Here is a 17,955-nt window from a genome sequence, read left to right as displayed (position 1 = left end):
CGGTGCGCGCCATGCGCTAAAGGCAAAGACCGAGAAATCAGTGCCGGAGTTCCATGGGCCAGCCCTCGGCCCGGGGCTGGCCGCTTGTGCCCTGCCGTTCGGCGCCCGTCATGCGCGGGAGGCGGCGGCCGTAACCGCCTGCAGCCTAGCGCGGCACGTTCACGACGCCTTTGTTGACGACGATCGCATTGCCGCCGGGGCTTTGCTCGATCGCCGGCAAATTCGCGGTCGTGAGCGCGGGCGCCGCCCCCGGCGTGCCGCCGCGCGGCACCGTGCGGATCACCTGGGAAGGCGGCAACGGCGCGCCGTCCTTCAAGTGATGCCACATCAGATCGAGCGCCTGCAGATAGTAGTAATGCACGGGAATGAACCGCGTATCGAAGCCGGGCCAAGGCAAGAACGCATCGAAGTGCTGGCCGTTGAGCACTTCATAGAGCGACACCTCGCTGCGAGCCCCTTCCCGCGCGCTGTTCGCGGCGAGGTAGGCCCGCGACGCGTGGTTGATCGGCACCAAGGCATCGCTGCGGCCTTGCACGAGAATGGCCGGCTTGCCGTGCAAGTCTGCATCGACGCGAATGGCGCGCACGCTGTCCATCATGCGCGGATCGCGCTGCGTCCATAGCCGCCGCATGCAAACGGCGCCCGCGAAGCTGGCATCGGGCGTGGCGAAGCGATGATCGGCGGCGCCGTTGGTCCCATCGTCGTAGACGAGGTTGATGCCATTGGTCGGCGGAATGCCGTTGCCGGCCCCGAACACCGTGGGCATCGGCGGGGCGGTCGGCGGGACGCCCGCTGCGCCGGTTGCCGCGTTCGTCGTGCCGAAGCTGAAGCCGCAGAGGTTGTCGAGCACGCTCGATCGCGTGTAGGCGTTCGCATAGGTGACGGCCACGGCCGGCACGGCTTGCGAATCCCACATCGGCGCCTGCAGCAGATCGGAATCGGCCTCGTAGCCCGCCGCATGTAGCTGGGCGAGCGCATCGTTCGCTTGGGTTTGCAAGTCGCCGCCCTTCACGTACCCGGCTGCCGCAAGCGACGCGCAGCGCGCTTGCCGGATCGCCATGGTTCGAGCGATGGGAAGCGCGGTGAGATAGGGCGCTCCGCTGGCGGCTTGCGCGAGTGCCGCGCAAGGCTGCAGCAAGTTGGCCAGCGTGACGTAATCGGCCAGCGGCTTGCCCGCTTCCTCGATCGGCTGCCCGCCTTCCAGCACGCGAGCGCGATGCGGCATGCGCACGTTGACTTGCGGCTCGCCTACGACAACGGCCGTGATCCATCCGCGCGTGTCTTGTTCGGCCGCTTCCAGCGAGGCGCCGCCGCCGTTGCTGACCGAGGCCGCGATGGTCGTGATGGTGCCGGGTGCATAGCGGACAGGGTGATGCGCGTTTGCGGCCACCGCGCCGAATTGATGATTCAGCGCCCAATAGGCGAACTGGACGGCTTCGAGCGTGTCTTTGCCCCAGTCCTGCTCGGGGTTTTGTTGCGAATGAGCGTGCTTGAACGCATACCGATAGGGGAACGCCGCGTTGTAGCGCGCGATGTCGCCGCTACTTGCATTGACGGTGAAGAGGCTTTCTTGGCCGGCGGCGGTTGCGCCGGCGAGCTCGCCGTCCATCAGCGTGACCGTGCCGGTCATCAATTCCTGCGCGCCGTTGCCGGTGCCTTTGTCGGTGTAGGCGACCGCGCAGCCGCGCTTGAGCCCCCATTCGCCGGCCGCCGACACGGCGCCGTAGACACCGCGCGATCCCGAGGAGGTGGCTGTGACGATGCATGGATTGGCCGGATCGAATTGCGCCGGCACTTGCACCATCAGCGTGACGTTTTGTCTGCCGCTGCCGTTGTCGGCATAGGCGAGGTACTCCGTGCCTGGGATCTTGCCTTCGCCGAGCGTGTCGTTTCCGTTCAGATCGACGTTGGGGCCCCAGAAGCGGCCGTATCCGCCGTTCGGCGTCATATCGACGAGCGCCCGGTAGTTGGTCCAAATCGCCAAGCGGCGCAATTCGGCGGCGGTGGGGTGAGCGGGATTGGCGATCGCGGGAGCCGGCCCTTCGAGCCCGGTCTTGCCGAGGCCGCCGGTCAGGAGGTCATCGCTGACGCCGTCGTAGGCGTGCATTCGGAGGCTGCTTGCGACGATGAATGACGGCAAGCGGTTCAGATGCTGGCTTTGACTTTGGTTTTGGCCTTGGCCTTGGCTCGGTGGCGCATCGCGATCGTCATCGGCGCGAGCCGTGGAAAGAAACAATGCGCCGACGATTGCGGCGCCCGTCAGTAAGGCTGCTCTTCGAGTGGCAAGAGGAATGGCTTTCATCGCGTCTCCTTGCGTGAGTTGGCGCGCATGGCGCCGTTTCGATGCGAAGAACCTGCGTGACACTGCCATGACATCGACGCGAGAAGGCGAGCGCGTGCATTGTGCGCGGCTCGCCGCCGGTCGACTTCGCGATTGTGAGGAAAGTTCGCATAGCCAGCAAGCGTCGGCTATCCCCTAGCGTTTTGTTTCCCCTCTCCAGCAGCCGCTCGCTCTGGCGCAATCGAGCTAGCGCGGCAAGATTCGCTTGCGCGGATCGACACAGCGCCGCGGATCGACGGGCTCCGCATGATGATGCTGTTTCGTAGTCGTACTAGCGGAGAGCACCTGGTCGGCAAGCTTCGCGATTTCGACGAGCAGCTCGATGCCGCCCATCGGTGTCGCATGGGACGGCTCCGATACCGCTTCGAACGCGTTCGAGGCTAGCTCGGCCGTCGCCTCCAATACGTCCGCCCGTGCCCCGCTGCCTCGACGATGCGGTGTTTTCGAGCGCTGATCGCTATGCTGGTCGGCCATGTCTACGTGATCTCCTGGGGAGAATCGTCGGCGTTCGCCGTGATTCGGGTTTGACACAAATTCCGTATAAGATGTAGCATACGTAAAACTGATGACCGATCGTAGCACGAAATGACCAAAGGACTGGGCGCGCCGAGGACTGAATTGATCGATTTGCTGACGTCGCCGCTCGGCCGTATCGTCGCGCGTCGAATCGACCAAGCGCATGCCGATTCACCTTTGCCCGGATGGGACGGCCCGAGTCTCGAGCGCGCCGCGGCGCGCGTGGCCTTGCTCGTGCGTGGAATGAATCGCGATCAACTCGAGAATTGCGATGCGGAGTTGAACGTCCTTTTCGGTGCCGTGCCGTTCAGCGTGGCAATCCCCGTCGCCGTTGCGATCGAACTGAAGTGGCCGCATCACATCGACACGCTACCCGAGGCGAGCCACCGAATCGAGCTCGTGCGCAAGGCCGGCCAATATGCCGTGCTATTCAGCGCGGAGCGCGTCGCCGATGTCCTCTCGGCCGTCAACAAGCGCGAGGCGAGGGGGTAGCGTGCCATATCTGCCGTTTCCGCCGATGCCCGAGCAGACGTTCGGCTATTGCGTTGCGCAAGCCGAGCAGAAATATCAGGTCCCCTCGTGCATTCTGCAGGCCGTCCATCAGATCGAGTCCGGCGGTACGCTGCGGCCCGGACTCGTGCACGGCAACAGCAACGGCACGAAGGATTACGGCGTGACGCAGATCAACACGGTCTGGGCCAACTACTTCGAACGCAAGTTCGGCATTACAGCCCCTGAGTTGGCCGATAACGCGTGTTTGGCGGTGAACGGCGCCGCCTACATCATCCGCTACGAAATCAATGCCACGGGTAGTTTCTGGGCCGGAGTCGGCAACTACCATAGCCGCACGCCGCGCGAGCATGACCGGTACGTGGTGCGCGTCGCAAAAGCCGCCGAGGGGTACGGATGTCGGATCAGGTAAGCCCGCGCAGCTCGACGCCGGTCGTATTCATCGCCGCAGTCGGATTCGGATGCGTGCTGTTCGCGCTGTGGCAGCTAAAGCACGATGCGATCGTGCGTGCACTGATGCTCTTTTGCGATTACGAGGCGCGGCCGCTTTCGGGGTGGCTCACACTCGCGCACGTGCTGCGACAGCGATTGGCCGTCTATTTCCGCTATGCGAACGTCGTTTCGTTTCCGGAGGCGTTTGCGTTGGCGTGGCAGGTCGGGGCGTTCTACCTCGTCATGCCCGTCGCGTTCGCCGGATGGGCCGCTCGGCGTGCGATGCGCCATCCGATCGTGCGCGCCCGGCGCGTGCACAGCGTGCAGACCCTGCTCGAGGCGCAAAGCAAAAGCTTTTCGGCGGTGGCGCCGGTGTTGCAGCGCGACTTATCGAATGATCGCTCGCGCGAATGGGCGTCTTCGGTTCATCCGGAAGAGTGGACCGCGCAACATCGGCTCATCGTCGATGGCAGGCTAGACATCGACCGGGCGCGCGCACTGCTCGTCGCGCAACTCGGCAAGCCGATCGGTTCGTTCGACGCATTGACCGGCGCCGAACGCGCGCTTTTCGCGGCGTTCGGCCTAAGGGCGTTCTTCAAGGATGTGGAAGCGTCGAAGGCACTCCTGGATGTCCTGAACTACAGCGCGAGCAATCCGCAGTCGCAGCCGAACCTTGCGCTCGCCGACGAAGCGTTCAAGCGTTGCGCGGGAGCCGAGGAAGCGAAACGCTGGCTGCGCAAGCACCGATACCCGCGAACGCTGTTGATGGGGCTGCTGATCGAGGCGCGGCAACTGGGCGTGTTGCCGTCGTCGATGTTCATTTGGCTCAAACCGCTCGATCGCGCGCTCTGGTATCCGCTCAACACAGCGGGCCGGAAGGTCCCGTTCATGGAATCGGCGGGCGTGTTCAACCAATGGCAGGCTGAGCAAGTTGCGTGGGAAAGCGGCTGCATGCTGCGGGGCCCTCATGTCGAAGACGCGTTGGTGGGCTTGCGGCGATATCTCGAAGACACTGGGTTGCTGGCGACGCCGCAATCGGATCGACCATAAGGAAAATACATGCGATTGAACTTCGAACGGAGCGAGGCGCGCACGCGCGACGTCGTGCTGATTGAAACCGACGGGACGGTCTACACGTCGTTCGCGAAGACGGGTTATCTGCGCGCCGCGACGCGTACGCGCTTCGCTCGAGGCATGGCGGCGGCGACGGGCGCATTCTCGGTCTCGCGTGGTCAAGCGCAGGCGATGGAAGCGGGTGTGGAAGGCTCCGCCAATCACGGGCTGGTCTTCATCAGCGAAGTCGACGGCGAAGAGAAGCTCGCGCTAATCGAACGTTTCGCGAGCGAGGCCGACGCCGAGCGCGCGCTCGGCATGATCGAAACGGCACTTCGGCGCTCGGCGGTCGCGCAACGAGGCTTGCGGCTCTGGCGGACCTTGCTCTGCTGGGCCGGGGCACCGTTTCTCCTCTTCATCGTGTCGATGTCGGGCGTGCAATTCCTCAATTCGCACAACGCGGCGTTGGATGACTTGAACAAGCTCGCCCACTTGGCGCAGCAAAACCCGAGCGTATTCGGCATTCCGGCGGTGTCGCTGCCGGCGACGGCCGCCGCGGCGGAGCCCGCAATTCAGGCCGCACCGGGCGGATCGGCGCCGGCATTTTCGGCGGACTCGTCGTTCGCGCCCGCATCGATGAGCGTGAGCACAAGCGCGCCCGCCACGGCCGATGCCACTTCGTCGTCCGCGGTCGCGTCGGTGCAAGCGGGCACGCACGGCATGGCGCAGATTCATTTCGGACTCGAGAATCAGCCCCCGAAAAAAACGCTATACGTTTATTCGGACCCGAACTGCCCGGCCTGTCGGCGGTTCGAGTCGCACATCAACGACTTGTCTCGCGATTTCTCGATCTATGTGATACCCGTTGCTTACCAGCATGGATCGGCGACGATCGCATCGCAAATCCTGTGCGCCGCCGACGACAAGCAGAAGTGGATCGAGGCGATGAGCCGAGCGAGCACGACCGACTCGGTGCCGGGTGAGGACTGCGAGCGAGGGTATGCCGGCCTGAAGGCAAACATGGCGATGTTCAATTCGCTCGGGTTCGACTCGACTCCGCGTGTCGTCGGCGGCGACGGCACGGTGTTCCCGGCGGGAGCAACGGCCAGTGCCATCCGCGTCCGAGCGGCTGCACGGTAAGCGACGTCCATGGCGCAGCGATACGGCGCATCGCGCTGGCAGGAAATCGACCAGCAGCGGATCACGCTCGATCCGCGCACGCTGTCCGAGCGCTTTGCCGGATGGTTGCTCGAACCGCGCAACTACGCGAAGTTCCAGCTTGGAATGGCGGCGTGCGCTTGCGTGCTCGCCGTCGCATGGATGCCGATCACGATCGCGATGATATTGACCCACGTATGGTTCGCTTTGCAGCGACAGACGTTGCCGATGCGTTATCCGAAGGATCTCGGCGGCATCGACCCGACGCTCGACATCGAAAAGCCGAACCCGAACGGCAAGGGCGAACTCATCGAACATCGACCGGCGGACGGCATCCTCTATCTCGGCAATCAACGGTCGAGCGACCGCGACGAACACCTGAAGGAACTCTGGGCGACGAACGACGACGCGCGCACGCACATGCTGCTAATGGGCACGACCGGCTCGGGCAAGACGGTGACGTTGCTGTCGCTGTGCTTCAATGCGCTGTCCTGGGGCTCGGGCTTCTTCTATTCGGACGGCAAGGCCGATTCGAGCCTGCACGCGTCGGTGTGGGGATTGTGCAGGCGAGTGGGGCGGGAGGACGACTACCTCGTGCTCAATTTCATGACTGGCGGCGCGGACCCATACGGCAAGCGACGTTCGACGGAAAAGACGTCGAACGGCACGAATCCCTGGTACGAGGGCAGTCCCGACTTCTTGTCGCAATTATCGTCATCGTTGCTGCCGAAGGCGACGGGCGATGGTGCGCAATGGCAGCAGAAAGCCGTCAACATGATGGACGCGCTGATTCGCACGCTTTGCTACGAGCGCGCTGTCGGGAATGTGACGTTGTCGATCGGCGTCATCCGCGAATATCTCGCATTGCCCAACCTGGTCAAGCTGTACCTGAAAGGCAAGCGCGGCGAAATCCCGGAGTTCGCGTTCTTGCCGATCAAGGCTTACCTGGAGACGGGCCTACCCGGCTTTCGCCCCGAATATGCCGAGAAGCCCGACAAGTGGGACCAGACGGTCTGGGACCAGCATGGTTATCTGACGGGGCAATACGCGCGCACGCTCTCGATGCTCACCGATACCTACGGTGCCATCTTCAAAGACAAGTATTCCGAAGTCGACATGATGGACGTGCTGCTCAATCGCCGCGTTCTCGTGGTCATGATCCCGACACTCGAAAAGTCGGCTCAGGAAGCGGCGAATCTCGGAAAACTGATCGTCTCGAGCATCCGGCTCATGATGGCGATGAACCTCGGGCACAAGCTCGAGGGAACCTATGCCGAGGTCATCGATACGAAAGCGACACGCTCTCCGGCGCCCTACATCATCACGATGGACGAGCTCGGCTACTACTTTGCCGAGGGCATTGCGCTGATGTTCGCCCAGGCCCGCAGCCTCGGCTTCATGATGATCGCGGCGGGTCAGGATATCGCGGCGATGGCGAAGGGCGACAACAAAGAGGAAGTCGATTCGATGATCGCCAACACGAAGATCAAGTACTCGCTGGCGCTCGAAGATCCGGACAAGACGCTCGACGTGTTCAAGAAAGTCGCGGGGGAGTCGATCTCGGTGGAAGTCGGCTCCTTCGAAGGCGCGACGAGCCACTTTACGTCGGCGCACTACCGGCGCAATTTGACGGGCTCGATTCAACGGCGCGACCGCATCGACTTGCAGGAGCTCAAGGCGCTCAAAGAGATGGAAGGCGTGCTGATCTTCAAAGACCAGGTCACGCGCGCGCGCAGCTTCACGTGGTTTCATTCGGTCGAGAAGACGAAACTGCCGTTTCGCCTCAATCGATTCCTGCAAGTCGACCGACCCCGGTTGGCCGAGCTGCCGGTGCGCAGGCGCACGAGCGAGCAGGCCTCGCAAAAAGCGAGCGGAGCGGCGCGAATCGCGGAGCGATTGCGGGAGGGGGAAACGCCGGTGTACCCGAGAACGATCGATCCGATCGTGGCAGCCGTTTGCAACACCTATCGCGCGATCGAATCGAGGGATGCCGACGTATCGTCGATCGAGCGCGGCATTGCGTACTATGTGGCGGCCGTCGAGGCGATGAAAGCGAGCGGCGTCGATGAGCGGGGGCGGTATTGGCGAATCGCAGATCCGGCAACCGACTTGCAGACGTCGCAACCCGCCGCTCCCACGCCAGGGCCGGCTGCCTTTGCGCATGCCGACGCCGAGGTCCGCTCGAGCACGCGCTCCGAGCCTGCAGCGGATGTCGGCGCCGAAGCGGCAGCGCATCGCGAGGTCCAGGCGTGCACGCCCGATCCGGTGCCGGCGCACAATGAGCTCTACCAACATCCACCGTTGTGCGAAAAGGCGGCGAACGATGGGACGGGCATGACGATCGGCTTTACCAGCGCAACCCTCGATCGGCTCACGCAGGTGGAGGAGGCGCTCGGGCGACGCGATCCGGCCGGATCGGCGCGGACGATCGAAGCCCAAGTATCGTCCCAACTGACCTGGGCTCAGCGGCCGATCCCGTTGGCGGAGCGTGAATTGCATGAATTGTTGGCGCGCATCGAGGCACTGGCGGGCGCCGCGACAGGGGAGCGATCGTAATGCTCGGGCGACGCGCATTCTGCAAAGCATTCGCGGCTGCGGCGGCGATGGCGCCGTTCATGCCGCCGGCCCGCGCCGCCGAGGAAGCAGCCATCGCTCCGCCCACGCTGCTGTGGGTGCGCCGTGGATCGGACGAAGCCATGATCGACTATTCGACCGACGAGGGCTTCCGGGCAATCGCGTGGATGCTGCGCGACGTGCGCGCCGGGGTCGTCGGCGTGCCGGCTTGGCGGTTGCTCCAGCAATGGTCGTGGATGCAGGCATGGCTTGCCGAATACGGCCGGCACGTTCGCTTCGACATTCACTCGGGCTTGCGCACGAAAGAGACCAACACCTATTACGAAGGGGCGTTGGCGTCCTACCATTTGCCTGACGCGCAGCGCGTCTTTCGGGCCGGCGACTTCAGCACGCCGTCCATTCCCAGCGAGTACATGGGGCGTCTCGCCTATTTGTCGCAGCAGGGCGGGGTAGGCTTTTATGCGCGAGATTTCATTCATACCGATGTGCGAGGGCGCGTGGTTGCCTGGCGGTCGCGATGAGGCGCCTCGGCCCACGGTGGCCCATTGTTCATAGGATTTCGGCCGATTCGAATGTGCCGGCCATGTTCAATTCGCCCCCCCGGATGCGTATAATGTGCGGGATACATAATCGAACAGGGAGCGCCGGGCGCCTGCACCATGACGCAAAAAAACAGTCCGAAAACGCCGATTCTCGCGCTGGATCTCGAAAAGTTTCGGGTGAAGTACGGCCTCTCGATCAGTTCCGCATGCGAGATCTTCGGCCTGCAGCGAGCCAAATGGACGGCACTTCAGAAAAACCCGTCCGCGGTGCTGGCTGACAATACCGTTTGCATTTTGTTGGATTTCTACGATCGCAATCCGTCCACAATACCCATCCGGCGCGTCATCAACATCCGGCAGCACATGGTCGATCTGGGATACGACCCGGACAATCCGACGGACAAGGCATTGTTCGCCACCACGCATGGGCGCGAGAAGGCGGCCTCGTATCGCTGGGATGGCGGGCAAGGCGGGATCAGCAAACCTGTCGAGCGGCTCATCGAAGCCACCGATCGCTTGCCGACCGAATCCGGTAAGAAAAAGCGCCAGGTGCTCGAGACGATCGCACGCGACGTAGCGGCGAGGCAGGGTATTCGTGACCCGCTAGCGCGGGGTTCGTGGCGTAAGGACGACTGACGGGGAGCGAATGATAAAGGCTAAGCGTCCAGGCATCGACGTGAGTGTCGTGGTGTTCCATAAGCCGGGAAATCTGCCGGCGGCGCTGAACGTCTCCGAAATTACCGTTCCGCTTGCTCGGCGCGTGCCCGGCTATGTCACGGGGCTCTCCGGGCACCAGCGGATGGAAAGCATGATGTACGCGCGGCAATATGCCGATGCGAAGCGGCTCGAGATGATCGTCGTCGATCTGCTCGTCGGCTTCGAGTTGCCGCTCTATCCGAAGGTGCTGCCCCCCGAGCTCGTGAAGGACCACGACGTGCTCAACCTCTTTCGCGCGTCGAAAGAGCTGATTGCATGGATTGCCGAATATTGGCAGCAATGGGTCGTCGACGACGAAGGGCAACGGGCCAAGACACGCTACGAGTGGAGCCGCCCGGCCGATTTCGTGGCGCGGCGGCCCGATTTGCTGCCGCGCTTGCTCGAGCTCGAGCCGTTCCAGCACATTCATCTCGTCACGCATCCCGTCATCACCGGCTATCACGACAAGCCGCTGACAGCGACGTCCTTCCGCGCCGGGTATCCCTTGATCGAGCGCGCTTCCGCGCGTTTTCATCCCGACATCGAAATCATCATCTAAAGGCCGCATCGGTGCGGCAATCGCCCCGGCATCGTCTCGATGCACGGGGCTGCTCGCCCTCATGGCGCCGATGCGCCAGCGATCGTGTCCCTTGCAGGTGCAAACGCCCCCTTGCCTTCGCTTTGTGAATTGCGTATGATACGTGTGATACGTAATTAAATGCGGCATGCCGTGAGCGGCTTTCCGGCGGCATAAGACAGGTCGAGGCGCGTATGGAAAACACATTGCAAGCTGCAGGCGCGGTACAGAACGAGCGGCGCGAGACGAACGGGGTCGAGTTGACCGCAGCCGGGCGATTGCTCTTCGCCGCGGTGATCGCCGCAACGATATTCGGCGGCTGGGCGGCCTATCAACGTTACGACAGTGCCAAGGCGCCTGTCGTGCCGATGCGGCAAAGCGTCGCGCATCCGGCGCCTGTTTTCGCAGCGGATGCGGCGAGCGGTGCGGGTGGGGCCGGCACATCGCGTGTGGCCGGCACGGCAGGCGAATCCGTCGAATCGAAGCTCACGCATTTGATCGAGACACTGCAGCAAGAGCGTGCAGTGCATGGCGCACAAGCGGCCGCTTGGCGATCGGTAGCCGATACGAGCCGGCTGCAAATTGCCGCACTCGCGTCCCAACTGCAAGCGGTGGAATCGAAGATCACTGCCATGGAAAAGGTCGCGCCTGCTGCGGCTGCGGCACACGTGCCGCACGAAGCCGTTGCCGACGTGGCATCGAGCGCGCGAGCCGTGCATTCGGCGCTCGACGTGGCAAAGAGCACGGCGCAGGTCGACGTGGGGTCGTTGCCGGTCGAGGCCGTATCGGCGCAATCGTTGAATCTGACCGGCCTCGGCAACGGTGTCATTCAGCTCGGCACGCAAAAGCTCGCGGTCGGCCAGGCGCTGACCCCTGGCGAAACCATCGTCGCCGTCGATCCGGTCAGCCGTTCGATCGTCACGAATCGGCGCATTCTCAATGTCGCGAACTGAGGTCCCGATGAACGAACCCGGCTTTCTCGTGCGCGTAGCGCTCGGTATCGGTTTGGCGAAACGTACCGTGCCAGCAGCCCGAATGCAGTCCGTGAACGATGCGGCGGTGGATACGGCGATGTCGGCGCAAGCCAAACGAGCCCAACCCGTCTCGGCACCTCCGGCGCAACAGGTGCCTCCAACGCAGCAATCAGCGCCGGTGCCGCCAGCCCCGCGTTCGCAACCGACGATACCGGCTCGCAACGAGCACAGCGCTGCGCCGCGGCCCGTGCACGCGGGGGCCAATGCCGCGCCGAAGCCCTCCCAGTCGTTGCCCGACGGATTGCCGACGCGCGCGAAAGCGACCGATATCGGCACTGTCATGCCTGCGGCAGCGCAATTGACGGGCGATTTACTGATCGAAGAGAGCATCGTCTTGCAATGCGTGGTGCGGGGCAACGTGACGCAAACGGGCGATCACCAGGTGGTGCTCAGCGCGACGGGCGGCATACACGGCACGCTTCGGGCGCGCACGGCGGTCATTGGCGGCACCGTTGAAGGCGACGTCTACGCCGATCGCGTCGTGTTGCTCGAAACCGGCGCTGTTCACGGCAACATCGAGTATTCGACGATCGCAATCAAGGAAGGGGCGACGATCAATGGTGTGTTGGTGCGCGTCGTGCCGAACGTGGTCGGCGGCGATGACGACGCCAACGGACAGGCGGCGCGCGGTGAGATGCCGGGCTTGCGCGCAGTCGGGGCGCCCCTTGATCCGCACGAGCGTGCAGCTTGACGATGGACGCTCGCCGCACGTTGCGATATTGGAGCGCGTTGGCGGTGTGGAGCGGGCTGTGTGCGCTCGCGTCGCAATGGCATTTTGCGCACGTGCTGTTCATTTGCGAGCACGTCGAGGCGTTCTATCACGGCATGGCCGATGACGCTACCGTTGTGCGTGTCATGCATACGCTCGTGGCCGTCGTCTGGACCGCAGGCGCCGCGGCCCTGACGGTTTGTCGGCAGGTATTCGGTCCTGCGCGCTGCGTTGCTCGGAGATGAAACGTTTGCGTCTCGGGTGCCGAGAGATTTTTTTCATCGTTTTGATCGCATTGACCATTGCCGCGCGCCTGGTCGACGCGTGGCCGGCTTCCTCACGCGATATCGCGGGCGTGAGAGCGCTGGCCGCGTCCAACGGAGCGGCGCGATCGTTCGTAGCGGAGAGCCTGTCGGCGGACGACAGTCCCAGCAGGAAAGCGGTCAGGCGATGGCGAGCCTGGGTCGCCGCGATCGAAGCGGCCGATGCGCGCGCGGGATCGAATGCGTCGGGCGTGACGGCCCGCGGCGCGGCGCAGGGCACGGAGATCGGCGCGGAACACAGATAGAGGCTTACACATGGCATTGGACGACAACATCGACGCGGTCCGGGATCTGCACGATTCGGGCAGCCACGCGGCTCGCTTGTTGGGGTACTTGAGCATCGGAGTGCTGCCGAGCCGGGAAAACATTACGCAAGCGCAGCAGTGGCTCACTCGGGCCGCGGACAGAGTGGCGCCCGTGCTGAATGACGCGCAGGCCGATCGCGCAACGCAGCGCTTCCAACCGGGGCCGAAGGGCTAGCCGGTATTTCGCGCGAGAGTCAATTTATGGAGGGATGCTTCATGAGCATGCGCACGTTCGGCAGTCTGATGTCGATCGCGGCGGTCATCGCGACAACGGCCGAGCCGGTGATGGCTCAATGCGCGATGCAAAGCCAAATGCAGGCCGCGCAGCAGGCCGAGCAGGCACGGCGTTTGGCCGCCATCGACGCGAACATGCAGACGCTTGCGCTGCTGAACCAGCTCGAAACGGCGTGCATGCAAGGCTTTCAGATGATCCCGACAGAACATCTTCCGGATGGCGAGGTCGTGTTCGGCCTGCTCACCAGCATCGAGCAGAAGGCCTGCCAGGGGCTGGCGAATCAAGCTCGCTCGACGGCGCAATCGGCGATGGCTGCGGCGCAGGCGAAGGTTCAACAGCAGATCGACAGCATTACCGCGAGCGTCGGCAAAGCGGCGGGGGGCAGCGGCATGCTGGCCCAACAGGCCGCGGCTGTGTCGACCAGCAGCGGTTGGGGCTCAGCGGTCGTGAACGCCATGTCGAGGATATTCAAATGAGACGGAGATTCGCAGCGCCGGCTGCATTGTGTCTTGCGTTTGGGCTTTCCGCGAGCACGAACGCGTATGCGATATGTGACGGATGCGTGGTGGCCGCGGTGACGACGGCGCAGATCGCGCTCGTCGCTGCCATCGGGTCGCTCGGCTCAGCGTTGGAATACGAGCTAAATTCCATCGACAGCGATATAGAGGCGATCGGGGGGAAGAATTCTGCAACGAGCACGATGGCGTCGAACACCCAGCGTGAAATGACGGCGCAAACGCAGCAGCAGGGCGAAATCGATTCGACGCTTCAGGAGACGGAGTTGCCGCTCGATCCCTGCGCGACTTCGACGAGCAACTATGCGATGCAGGCTGTGCACAGCGTCAATACGACGGCGTCGAGCTATCGGCCGGGAGGCGGGGCGCCGGTATCGAGCACGCCGTTGCAAAAGGCGCTGAACAGCTACACGCCATCGGTGGAGGCATCGCGCCGTGCGTCCACGGCGATTCACGAAGCATCGTATTGCAATGCGAACGAGGTTGCGCTCGGATATCCGGGATGCTCGCCGTCGTCGATGCCTGACGGCGATGCGAGTGCCGATTCGCTCTATAGCGGCGCGGGAATGCCGGGCAAGGATGTCGACTTGACGTTTACGCCGCAAGAGATCGAGGCGGCGCGCGCATACGAGCGCATGTCGATCGATCCCGAGCCGCCGCAATACATTACGCGTGCCGAAGCCGGAACGGAGGTTGGCAAGCTTTACATCGCAATGCAAAAGGCCTACATGGCGAACGTGACATCGGCGCAAAACACGCTGAACACGATGATCGCGTCGCGCGCGCCGTTCCCCGGCAGTGCGCAGTTGATCAGCGACATCAACGCCTCTTCGGATTCTGCGCAGCGGTACTTCAATGCGAATGCGTCGCCCGTCGCGAAGAGCACGGGGACGATGAGCCTCGCTGAGCTCGAGGATTTCGAAGCTGGGCGCCGTTGGCGCAATCCGTATTGGCAGATTGAGATGGGTGCGGTCGCTGATCCCACGAAGCTGGCCCGCGAGCAGCTTTACACCACTGCGTTCATGGCCGATATGGCGTACCAGAGTTTTCAGCGATCGCAGCACATGGAAGTGTTGCTCAGTCAGATCCTTGCTGTGATGGAACGCACGGGCGAGCGGCCGATGCTCGAGGCGCAGCTTCAGCGCGTGCATGCGACGAATGCTCGGTGAGGGCGAAGACGTGCGGAAACGGAGATGTCTCCCGTGCGGCACGCAGCGGTGGGGGTGCCTCGAGTAGGCCAGGCTGGAGGGTAGCGGATGGACGCCATTGTTGGGTACATGATCGCGCTGACGCTATCGATGATGGCGGTGGCGGGCTTCACGACGTGGGCACGGCAAGGGATTGCGAACGTGCAGACGGCCGCCACGGCCAGCCAAATGTTGGTATTCGATCGCGCCGCGCAGCAGTATGTGCAAGACAATGCCGGCCAGTTGTTGCCGGGCTTGTCCACCAATAACGCGTACACGGTTCCGAGCGGTCAATTAACGCCTTATCTGCCTAAGGGCTTTGCGCTCAAGAACCCGTTCGGGCAAACCTGGCAATTGCAAGTGCTCAAGACCGCCGGCGGGCAACTGCAAGCGCTCGTCACATCGCAAATGGGCAAGCCCATCTCCGACACGAAGCAGCTCGTGCAGATCGCCGCGCAAGCCGGTGCGCAGGGTGGTTTTGTTCCCTTCGCCAATCAAGGCGGCGATGCGGCGATGAATTCGACCAGTGCGATGGGTGCTTACGGTGGCTGGACGGTGCCGCTTGCAAGCTACGGTAACCCCGGCAGCGGTCACCTGGCCTCGCTGATCGCTTTCACCAACTCGCAAGCGAACAATGACTATTTGTATCGCGTGGCAGTGGCGAATCAGCCCCAGTTGAACCAGATGCAGACTGCGCTCGACATGGGGGCGAACAACGTCAATAACGCCGATAACGTTACTGCCACGGGCGTGAGCATTCAAAACCCGAACGGCAACTCGACGCTCGTGCTTGGTCAGCAGGCATCGATCGCTGCCAATGATGCGGCCCAACAGATTTACCTGCACGCGAACAACGGCGCTGTCGTAGCGAACGCGGCAGGCGATGCCTACGAGGGACTCACATCGGGGTGGGTAAACGTGCAAAACGGGAATCACTTTCCGACCATTACGCTCGGCAATTCGTCGATTGCCAACGATGACGCGCATCAGCAGCTAACCCTGCACGCGGGCGGTCAGACCGTCGTGACGAACAACGCAGGGACCGCTTATGCGCCGTTCGTCGCAGGCAGTGTCGCCAGTGCCGGCGACATGAGAAGCGGCGGGAACGTGTATGTCACCGGAAACATCTACGACTCCGGCACGGTGAGCGGGGGATATTTGCAACCGAATGCGATCGCCGCCGCGGGGGCGGCCTGCGGCACCAACGGTCAAATTGCCAATTCGGGGAGTGGTCCGCTGTTTTGCGACTCGGGGGTGTGGACCACAATCGGCGGCAGCACGACTTTCTATGAAGCTGGAACGTTCAATGGCGAACTGGCGGGCCAGTGCATCGGACCCAATCCGATCACGGGAGGGTGCTCATGTCCCGCTGGAACGAAGTGGTCTCAGTTATCAGGGCAGACATTTCACTATCAGCCGTGGGACGGCACAGTGATCGCGTGCATCCCGTAGGGCCGATGCGAACGGATATCCGTCGCAGGCTCGGCTGCAATATAGGAATGCTTAGGCTTTCAAGCCGACTTTTGTTATAGGTTGTGCATGCGGGAGGGGCGATGATCCAGCGGTCGCTGATGATACCCTGAGCCGTCCTAAGAACTTCTCCAGAACTGGACGTTGCGAAGTCGAAGCATAATCAGCCGTGTCCTTCGGACTCCGAAAAGGCTGTCAGGCGATGTGCTAACATCATTCGCGGGCGAGTTGGCTCGTCAGGTTTGGCTGTACGAAAAGGTAAAATACGGCTAGTAATTCGTTTGGTTTTAAAATACGGGGGCAAGTTGGAGACCATAAATTTTTGTGCTAGGAGGGTGTACCGATTTCGGAATCCTCCTTCCGGCGAGCAACAGCTGGTGAGGCAGTTCTTTAATAAGAAAAACGGTTTCTTTGTTGACGTTGGGGCGAATCACCCGACTCAAGAATCGCAGACCTGGCACCTTGAGCAGCTAGGATGGAACGGTCTTTTGATCGAGCCTCTCGACGAATATTGCGAGCTGCTGAGGAAGGAGCGCCGCGCGCGCACAATTCAAGTAGCCTGCTCTAACCCGCAAAATCATGGTCAACAACTGAGAATGACCGTCGCTGCCGGGCATTCGACGCTTAACGCTAACCCTATTGCTCTGGGCACTCATAGCAAACAGTTCGAGACAGTCGAGTGCCGTACGCTCGACTCCGTTCTGCAGGACAACGATGTGCAAACGATTGACATGATGTCAATTGACATCGAAGGGCACGAGATGGAGATGTTCGCCGGCTTTTCGCTGATGCGCTGGAAGCCCCGCCTCGTGTTGTTGGAGGACCACGTTACGACTCATGAGAAGCACCGGTATATGGTATCGAGCGGCTATCAGCTTATCTTCAGGACTGGGCTGAATAGTTGGTATGTGCCGATCGAAGAAAGGTTTTCTTTGAGCAGTATTGCACGCTTCCAGAAATTCAGAAAATATTGGCTTGGATTGCCGGGGCGAAAAATAAAATATCGCCGGTAAGCTGAAGCGGTCTCGTGCTGGAAGCATGGTTGGTCCAGCACGTAATTCACCGCGGTATTGCTACGCCAAGCCGATATGTGGCGGATGATCGACTCCTCGTATCCGGGCGCAATTACTCCGGGCGAGCGCCGCAAGCTCGGCGACGGTCACTGGCTTTAACACCTATCGTTGTATTCGAAGGCTTCGAGGGCGGTACGCGATGCCATGACGCGGTGCGCACCGATTGACTAGATTTGTTAGTTTCCGTATCATATATATGACACGGAAGTTTGCCGTGCTCTTGGCATTCTGGAATGCGCGCGCGCGCGCGCGCTCGCTCGCTCGCTCGCTTGCTTGCGAATTGTCCGCCCGGCTACAAAGTGACGGGCGTTGGCTATATTCAAGGCAGCTACTGCCCAGCCGTCGGCAACAACTACGGAGTAGCTGGCGCGGTTCCCTACGACACTAGCGTTGCCGTGTGGCCCACGGACTACTACAGCTACACGTTCATAGCCCAAGCGAAGTGCTCGCAGGCGAGCTAGTGCGCCGCCTCGTCAATCCTGGGTATGGCCGACGATGGTCTCCTCCTATCAAGTTGTGATCGCCCTGTCGGTCTTGCTGCTGCGATGATGAGAATGGGCGCCTCAGCAACTGTGCCTCATCCGCGGCTTGTTGCGCGGTGCTTGGGGTGCACGCGGTTTGCATTGAGGCTAGCCTGCTAGAGTAGCGCGCGGCGAGGACCGCCAACTGCGAGGTCAATTGACATTGTTTTATGAACACGTTTCA

19 protein-coding genes are annotated in these 17,955 nt (G+C 62.3%); 17 read left to right on the top strand and 2 right to left on the bottom strand.

From position 1 onward, the window contains the following. Positions 1 to 145 precede the first annotated feature (145 nt). Both ACTHNZ_RS14900 and ACTHNZ_RS14895 read right to left on the bottom strand, forming a co-directional pair. Positions 146 to 2,302 (bottom strand): D-(-)-3-hydroxybutyrate oligomer hydrolase, encoded by a 2,157-nt coding sequence (locus tag ACTHNZ_RS14900; RefSeq protein ID WP_440543280.1) that lies wholly within the window; start codon positions 2,300 to 2,302, stop codon positions 146 to 148. A gap of 225 nt (positions 2,303 to 2,527) precedes the next feature. Continuing rightward, complete coding sequence (locus tag ACTHNZ_RS14895; protein WP_440543279.1) at positions 2,528 to 2,815, bottom strand: hypothetical protein; 288 nt, start codon at positions 2,813 to 2,815, stop codon at positions 2,528 to 2,530. Positions 2,816 to 2,926: 111 nt separating this feature from the next. Between ACTHNZ_RS14895 and ACTHNZ_RS14890 the strand changes: the two genes are divergently transcribed. The 17 genes from ACTHNZ_RS14890 to ACTHNZ_RS14810 all read left to right on the top strand — a co-directional run bounded on the left by ACTHNZ_RS14890 (position 2,927) and on the right by ACTHNZ_RS14810 (position 17,711). Next, positions 2,927 to 3,349, top strand: coding sequence for a hypothetical protein (locus tag ACTHNZ_RS14890; protein WP_440543278.1), 423 nt, complete (start codon positions 2,927 to 2,929; stop codon positions 3,347 to 3,349). A gap of 1 nt (position 3,350) precedes the next feature. After that, the gene (locus tag ACTHNZ_RS14885) at positions 3,351 to 3,779 is read left to right on the top strand and encodes a lytic transglycosylase domain-containing protein (protein ID WP_440543276.1); all 429 of its coding nucleotides are present in this window, start codon (positions 3,351 to 3,353) and stop codon (positions 3,777 to 3,779) included. After that, positions 3,764 to 4,849 (top strand): secretion/conjugation apparatus DotM-related subunit, encoded by a 1,086-nt coding sequence (locus tag ACTHNZ_RS14880; protein ID WP_440543274.1) that lies wholly within the window; start codon positions 3,764 to 3,766, stop codon positions 4,847 to 4,849. The genes ACTHNZ_RS14885 and ACTHNZ_RS14880 overlap by 16 nt, the downstream gene beginning before the upstream one ends. 9 nt (positions 4,850 to 4,858) lie before the next feature. Then, a complete protein-coding gene (locus ACTHNZ_RS14875) occupies positions 4,859 to 5,992 on the top strand; it encodes a thioredoxin fold domain-containing protein (protein WP_440543273.1) in 1,134 nt (377 codons plus the stop codon). A gap of 9 nt (positions 5,993 to 6,001) precedes the next feature. Continuing rightward, entirely contained in the window at positions 6,002 to 8,566 is a 2,565-nt protein-coding gene (locus ACTHNZ_RS14870; RefSeq protein ID WP_440543272.1) for a type IV secretory system conjugative DNA transfer family protein, read from the top strand. Next, the gene (locus ACTHNZ_RS14865; protein ID WP_440543271.1) at positions 8,566 to 9,105 is read left to right on the top strand and encodes a D-Ala-D-Ala carboxypeptidase family metallohydrolase; all 540 of its coding nucleotides are present in this window, start codon (positions 8,566 to 8,568) and stop codon (positions 9,103 to 9,105) included. Before ACTHNZ_RS14870 ends, ACTHNZ_RS14865 begins: the two co-directional genes overlap by 1 nt. Before the next feature lie 138 nt (positions 9,106 to 9,243). Further along, the gene (locus ACTHNZ_RS14860; protein ID WP_440543270.1) at positions 9,244 to 9,762 is read left to right on the top strand and encodes a hypothetical protein; all 519 of its coding nucleotides are present in this window, start codon (positions 9,244 to 9,246) and stop codon (positions 9,760 to 9,762) included. A 10-nt stretch (positions 9,763 to 9,772) separates the two neighbouring features. Then, entirely contained in the window at positions 9,773 to 10,381 is a 609-nt protein-coding gene (locus ACTHNZ_RS14855; RefSeq protein WP_440543269.1) for a hypothetical protein, read from the top strand. A 212-nt stretch (positions 10,382 to 10,593) separates the two neighbouring features. Continuing rightward, entirely contained in the window at positions 10,594 to 11,352 is a 759-nt protein-coding gene (locus ACTHNZ_RS14850; protein WP_440543268.1) for a hypothetical protein, read from the top strand. A gap of 7 nt (positions 11,353 to 11,359) precedes the next feature. Next, positions 11,360 to 12,124, top strand: a complete 765-nt coding sequence (locus tag ACTHNZ_RS14845) for a polymer-forming cytoskeletal protein (protein ID WP_440543267.1) — start codon at positions 11,360 to 11,362, stop codon at positions 12,122 to 12,124. Then, the gene (locus ACTHNZ_RS14840) at positions 12,121 to 12,387 is read left to right on the top strand and encodes a hypothetical protein (RefSeq protein ID WP_440543266.1); all 267 of its coding nucleotides are present in this window, start codon (positions 12,121 to 12,123) and stop codon (positions 12,385 to 12,387) included. Before ACTHNZ_RS14845 ends, ACTHNZ_RS14840 begins: the two co-directional genes overlap by 4 nt. A gap of 333 nt (positions 12,388 to 12,720) precedes the next feature. Then, positions 12,721 to 12,945 carry a hypothetical protein gene (locus tag ACTHNZ_RS14835; protein ID WP_440543265.1) on the top strand — a complete coding sequence of 75 codons (225 nt, stop codon included), beginning with the start codon at positions 12,721 to 12,723 and terminating at the stop codon, positions 12,943 to 12,945. Positions 12,946 to 12,986: 41 nt separating this feature from the next. Next, positions 12,987 to 13,481, top strand: a complete 495-nt coding sequence (locus ACTHNZ_RS14830; protein WP_440543264.1) for a hypothetical protein — start codon at positions 12,987 to 12,989, stop codon at positions 13,479 to 13,481. After that, on the top strand, positions 13,478 to 14,689 hold the full coding sequence (gene traW / locus ACTHNZ_RS14825; RefSeq protein ID WP_440543263.1) for a conjugal transfer protein TraW: 1,212 nt from the start codon (positions 13,478 to 13,480) through the stop codon (positions 14,687 to 14,689). Before ACTHNZ_RS14830 ends, traW begins: the two co-directional genes overlap by 4 nt. 87 nt (positions 14,690 to 14,776) lie before the next feature. Continuing rightward, positions 14,777 to 16,159: a shufflon system plasmid conjugative transfer pilus tip adhesin PilV gene (gene pilV, locus ACTHNZ_RS14820; RefSeq protein WP_440543262.1), complete on the top strand. Its 1,383-nt coding sequence runs from the start codon at positions 14,777 to 14,779 to the stop codon at positions 16,157 to 16,159. A gap of 395 nt (positions 16,160 to 16,554) precedes the next feature. Next, complete coding sequence (locus tag ACTHNZ_RS14815; protein ID WP_440543261.1) at positions 16,555 to 17,190, top strand: FkbM family methyltransferase; 636 nt, start codon at positions 16,555 to 16,557, stop codon at positions 17,188 to 17,190. A gap of 293 nt (positions 17,191 to 17,483) precedes the next feature. Next, on the top strand, positions 17,484 to 17,711 hold the full coding sequence (locus ACTHNZ_RS14810; protein ID WP_440543260.1) for a hypothetical protein: 228 nt from the start codon (positions 17,484 to 17,486) through the stop codon (positions 17,709 to 17,711). The last annotated feature ends 244 nt before the right edge of the window (positions 17,712 to 17,955 follow it).

The organism is Trinickia sp., from assembly GCF_051953955.1.
In the GTDB taxonomy this organism is placed as follows: domain Bacteria; phylum Pseudomonadota; class Gammaproteobacteria; order Burkholderiales; family Burkholderiaceae; genus Trinickia.
This window is presented reverse-complemented; position numbering and strand designations above follow the sequence as displayed.

What these genes read in the sequence shown, in the direction of transcription:
- ACTHNZ_RS14860 (WP_440543270.1), top strand. Translation starts at nt 9,244, where the DNA reads ATGACGCAAAAAAACAGTCCGAAAACGCCGATTCTCGCGCTGGATCTC.
- ACTHNZ_RS14845 (WP_440543267.1), top strand. Translation starts at nt 11,360, where the DNA reads ATGAACGAACCCGGCTTTCTCGTGCGCGTAGCGCTCGGTATCGGTTTG.
- ACTHNZ_RS14865 (WP_440543271.1), top strand. Translation starts at nt 8,566, where the DNA reads ATGCTCGGGCGACGCGCATTCTGCAAAGCATTCGCGGCTGCGGCGGCG.
- ACTHNZ_RS14890 (WP_440543278.1), top strand. Translation starts at nt 2,927, where the DNA reads ATGACCAAAGGACTGGGCGCGCCGAGGACTGAATTGATCGATTTGCTG.
- ACTHNZ_RS14855 (WP_440543269.1), top strand. Translation starts at nt 9,773, where the DNA reads ATGATAAAGGCTAAGCGTCCAGGCATCGACGTGAGTGTCGTGGTGTTC.
- ACTHNZ_RS14895 (WP_440543279.1), bottom strand. Translation starts at nt 2,815, where the DNA reads ATGGCCGACCAGCATAGCGATCAGCGCTCGAAAACACCGCATCGTCGA.
- ACTHNZ_RS14810 (WP_440543260.1), top strand. Translation starts at nt 17,484, where the DNA reads ATGCGCGCGCGCGCGCGCGCTCGCTCGCTCGCTCGCTTGCTTGCGAAT.
- pilV (WP_440543262.1), top strand. Translation starts at nt 14,777, where the DNA reads ATGGACGCCATTGTTGGGTACATGATCGCGCTGACGCTATCGATGATG.
- ACTHNZ_RS14830 (WP_440543264.1), top strand. Translation starts at nt 12,987, where the DNA reads ATGAGCATGCGCACGTTCGGCAGTCTGATGTCGATCGCGGCGGTCATC.
- traW (WP_440543263.1), top strand. Translation starts at nt 13,478, where the DNA reads ATGAGACGGAGATTCGCAGCGCCGGCTGCATTGTGTCTTGCGTTTGGG.
- ACTHNZ_RS14835 (WP_440543265.1), top strand. Translation starts at nt 12,721, where the DNA reads ATGGCATTGGACGACAACATCGACGCGGTCCGGGATCTGCACGATTCG.
- ACTHNZ_RS14850 (WP_440543268.1), top strand. Translation starts at nt 10,594, where the DNA reads ATGGAAAACACATTGCAAGCTGCAGGCGCGGTACAGAACGAGCGGCGC.
- ACTHNZ_RS14870 (WP_440543272.1), top strand. Translation starts at nt 6,002, where the DNA reads ATGGCGCAGCGATACGGCGCATCGCGCTGGCAGGAAATCGACCAGCAG.
- ACTHNZ_RS14900 (WP_440543280.1), bottom strand. Translation starts at nt 2,302, where the DNA reads ATGAAAGCCATTCCTCTTGCCACTCGAAGAGCAGCCTTACTGACGGGC.
- ACTHNZ_RS14880 (WP_440543274.1), top strand. Translation starts at nt 3,764, where the DNA reads ATGTCGGATCAGGTAAGCCCGCGCAGCTCGACGCCGGTCGTATTCATC.
- ACTHNZ_RS14875 (WP_440543273.1), top strand. Translation starts at nt 4,859, where the DNA reads ATGCGATTGAACTTCGAACGGAGCGAGGCGCGCACGCGCGACGTCGTG.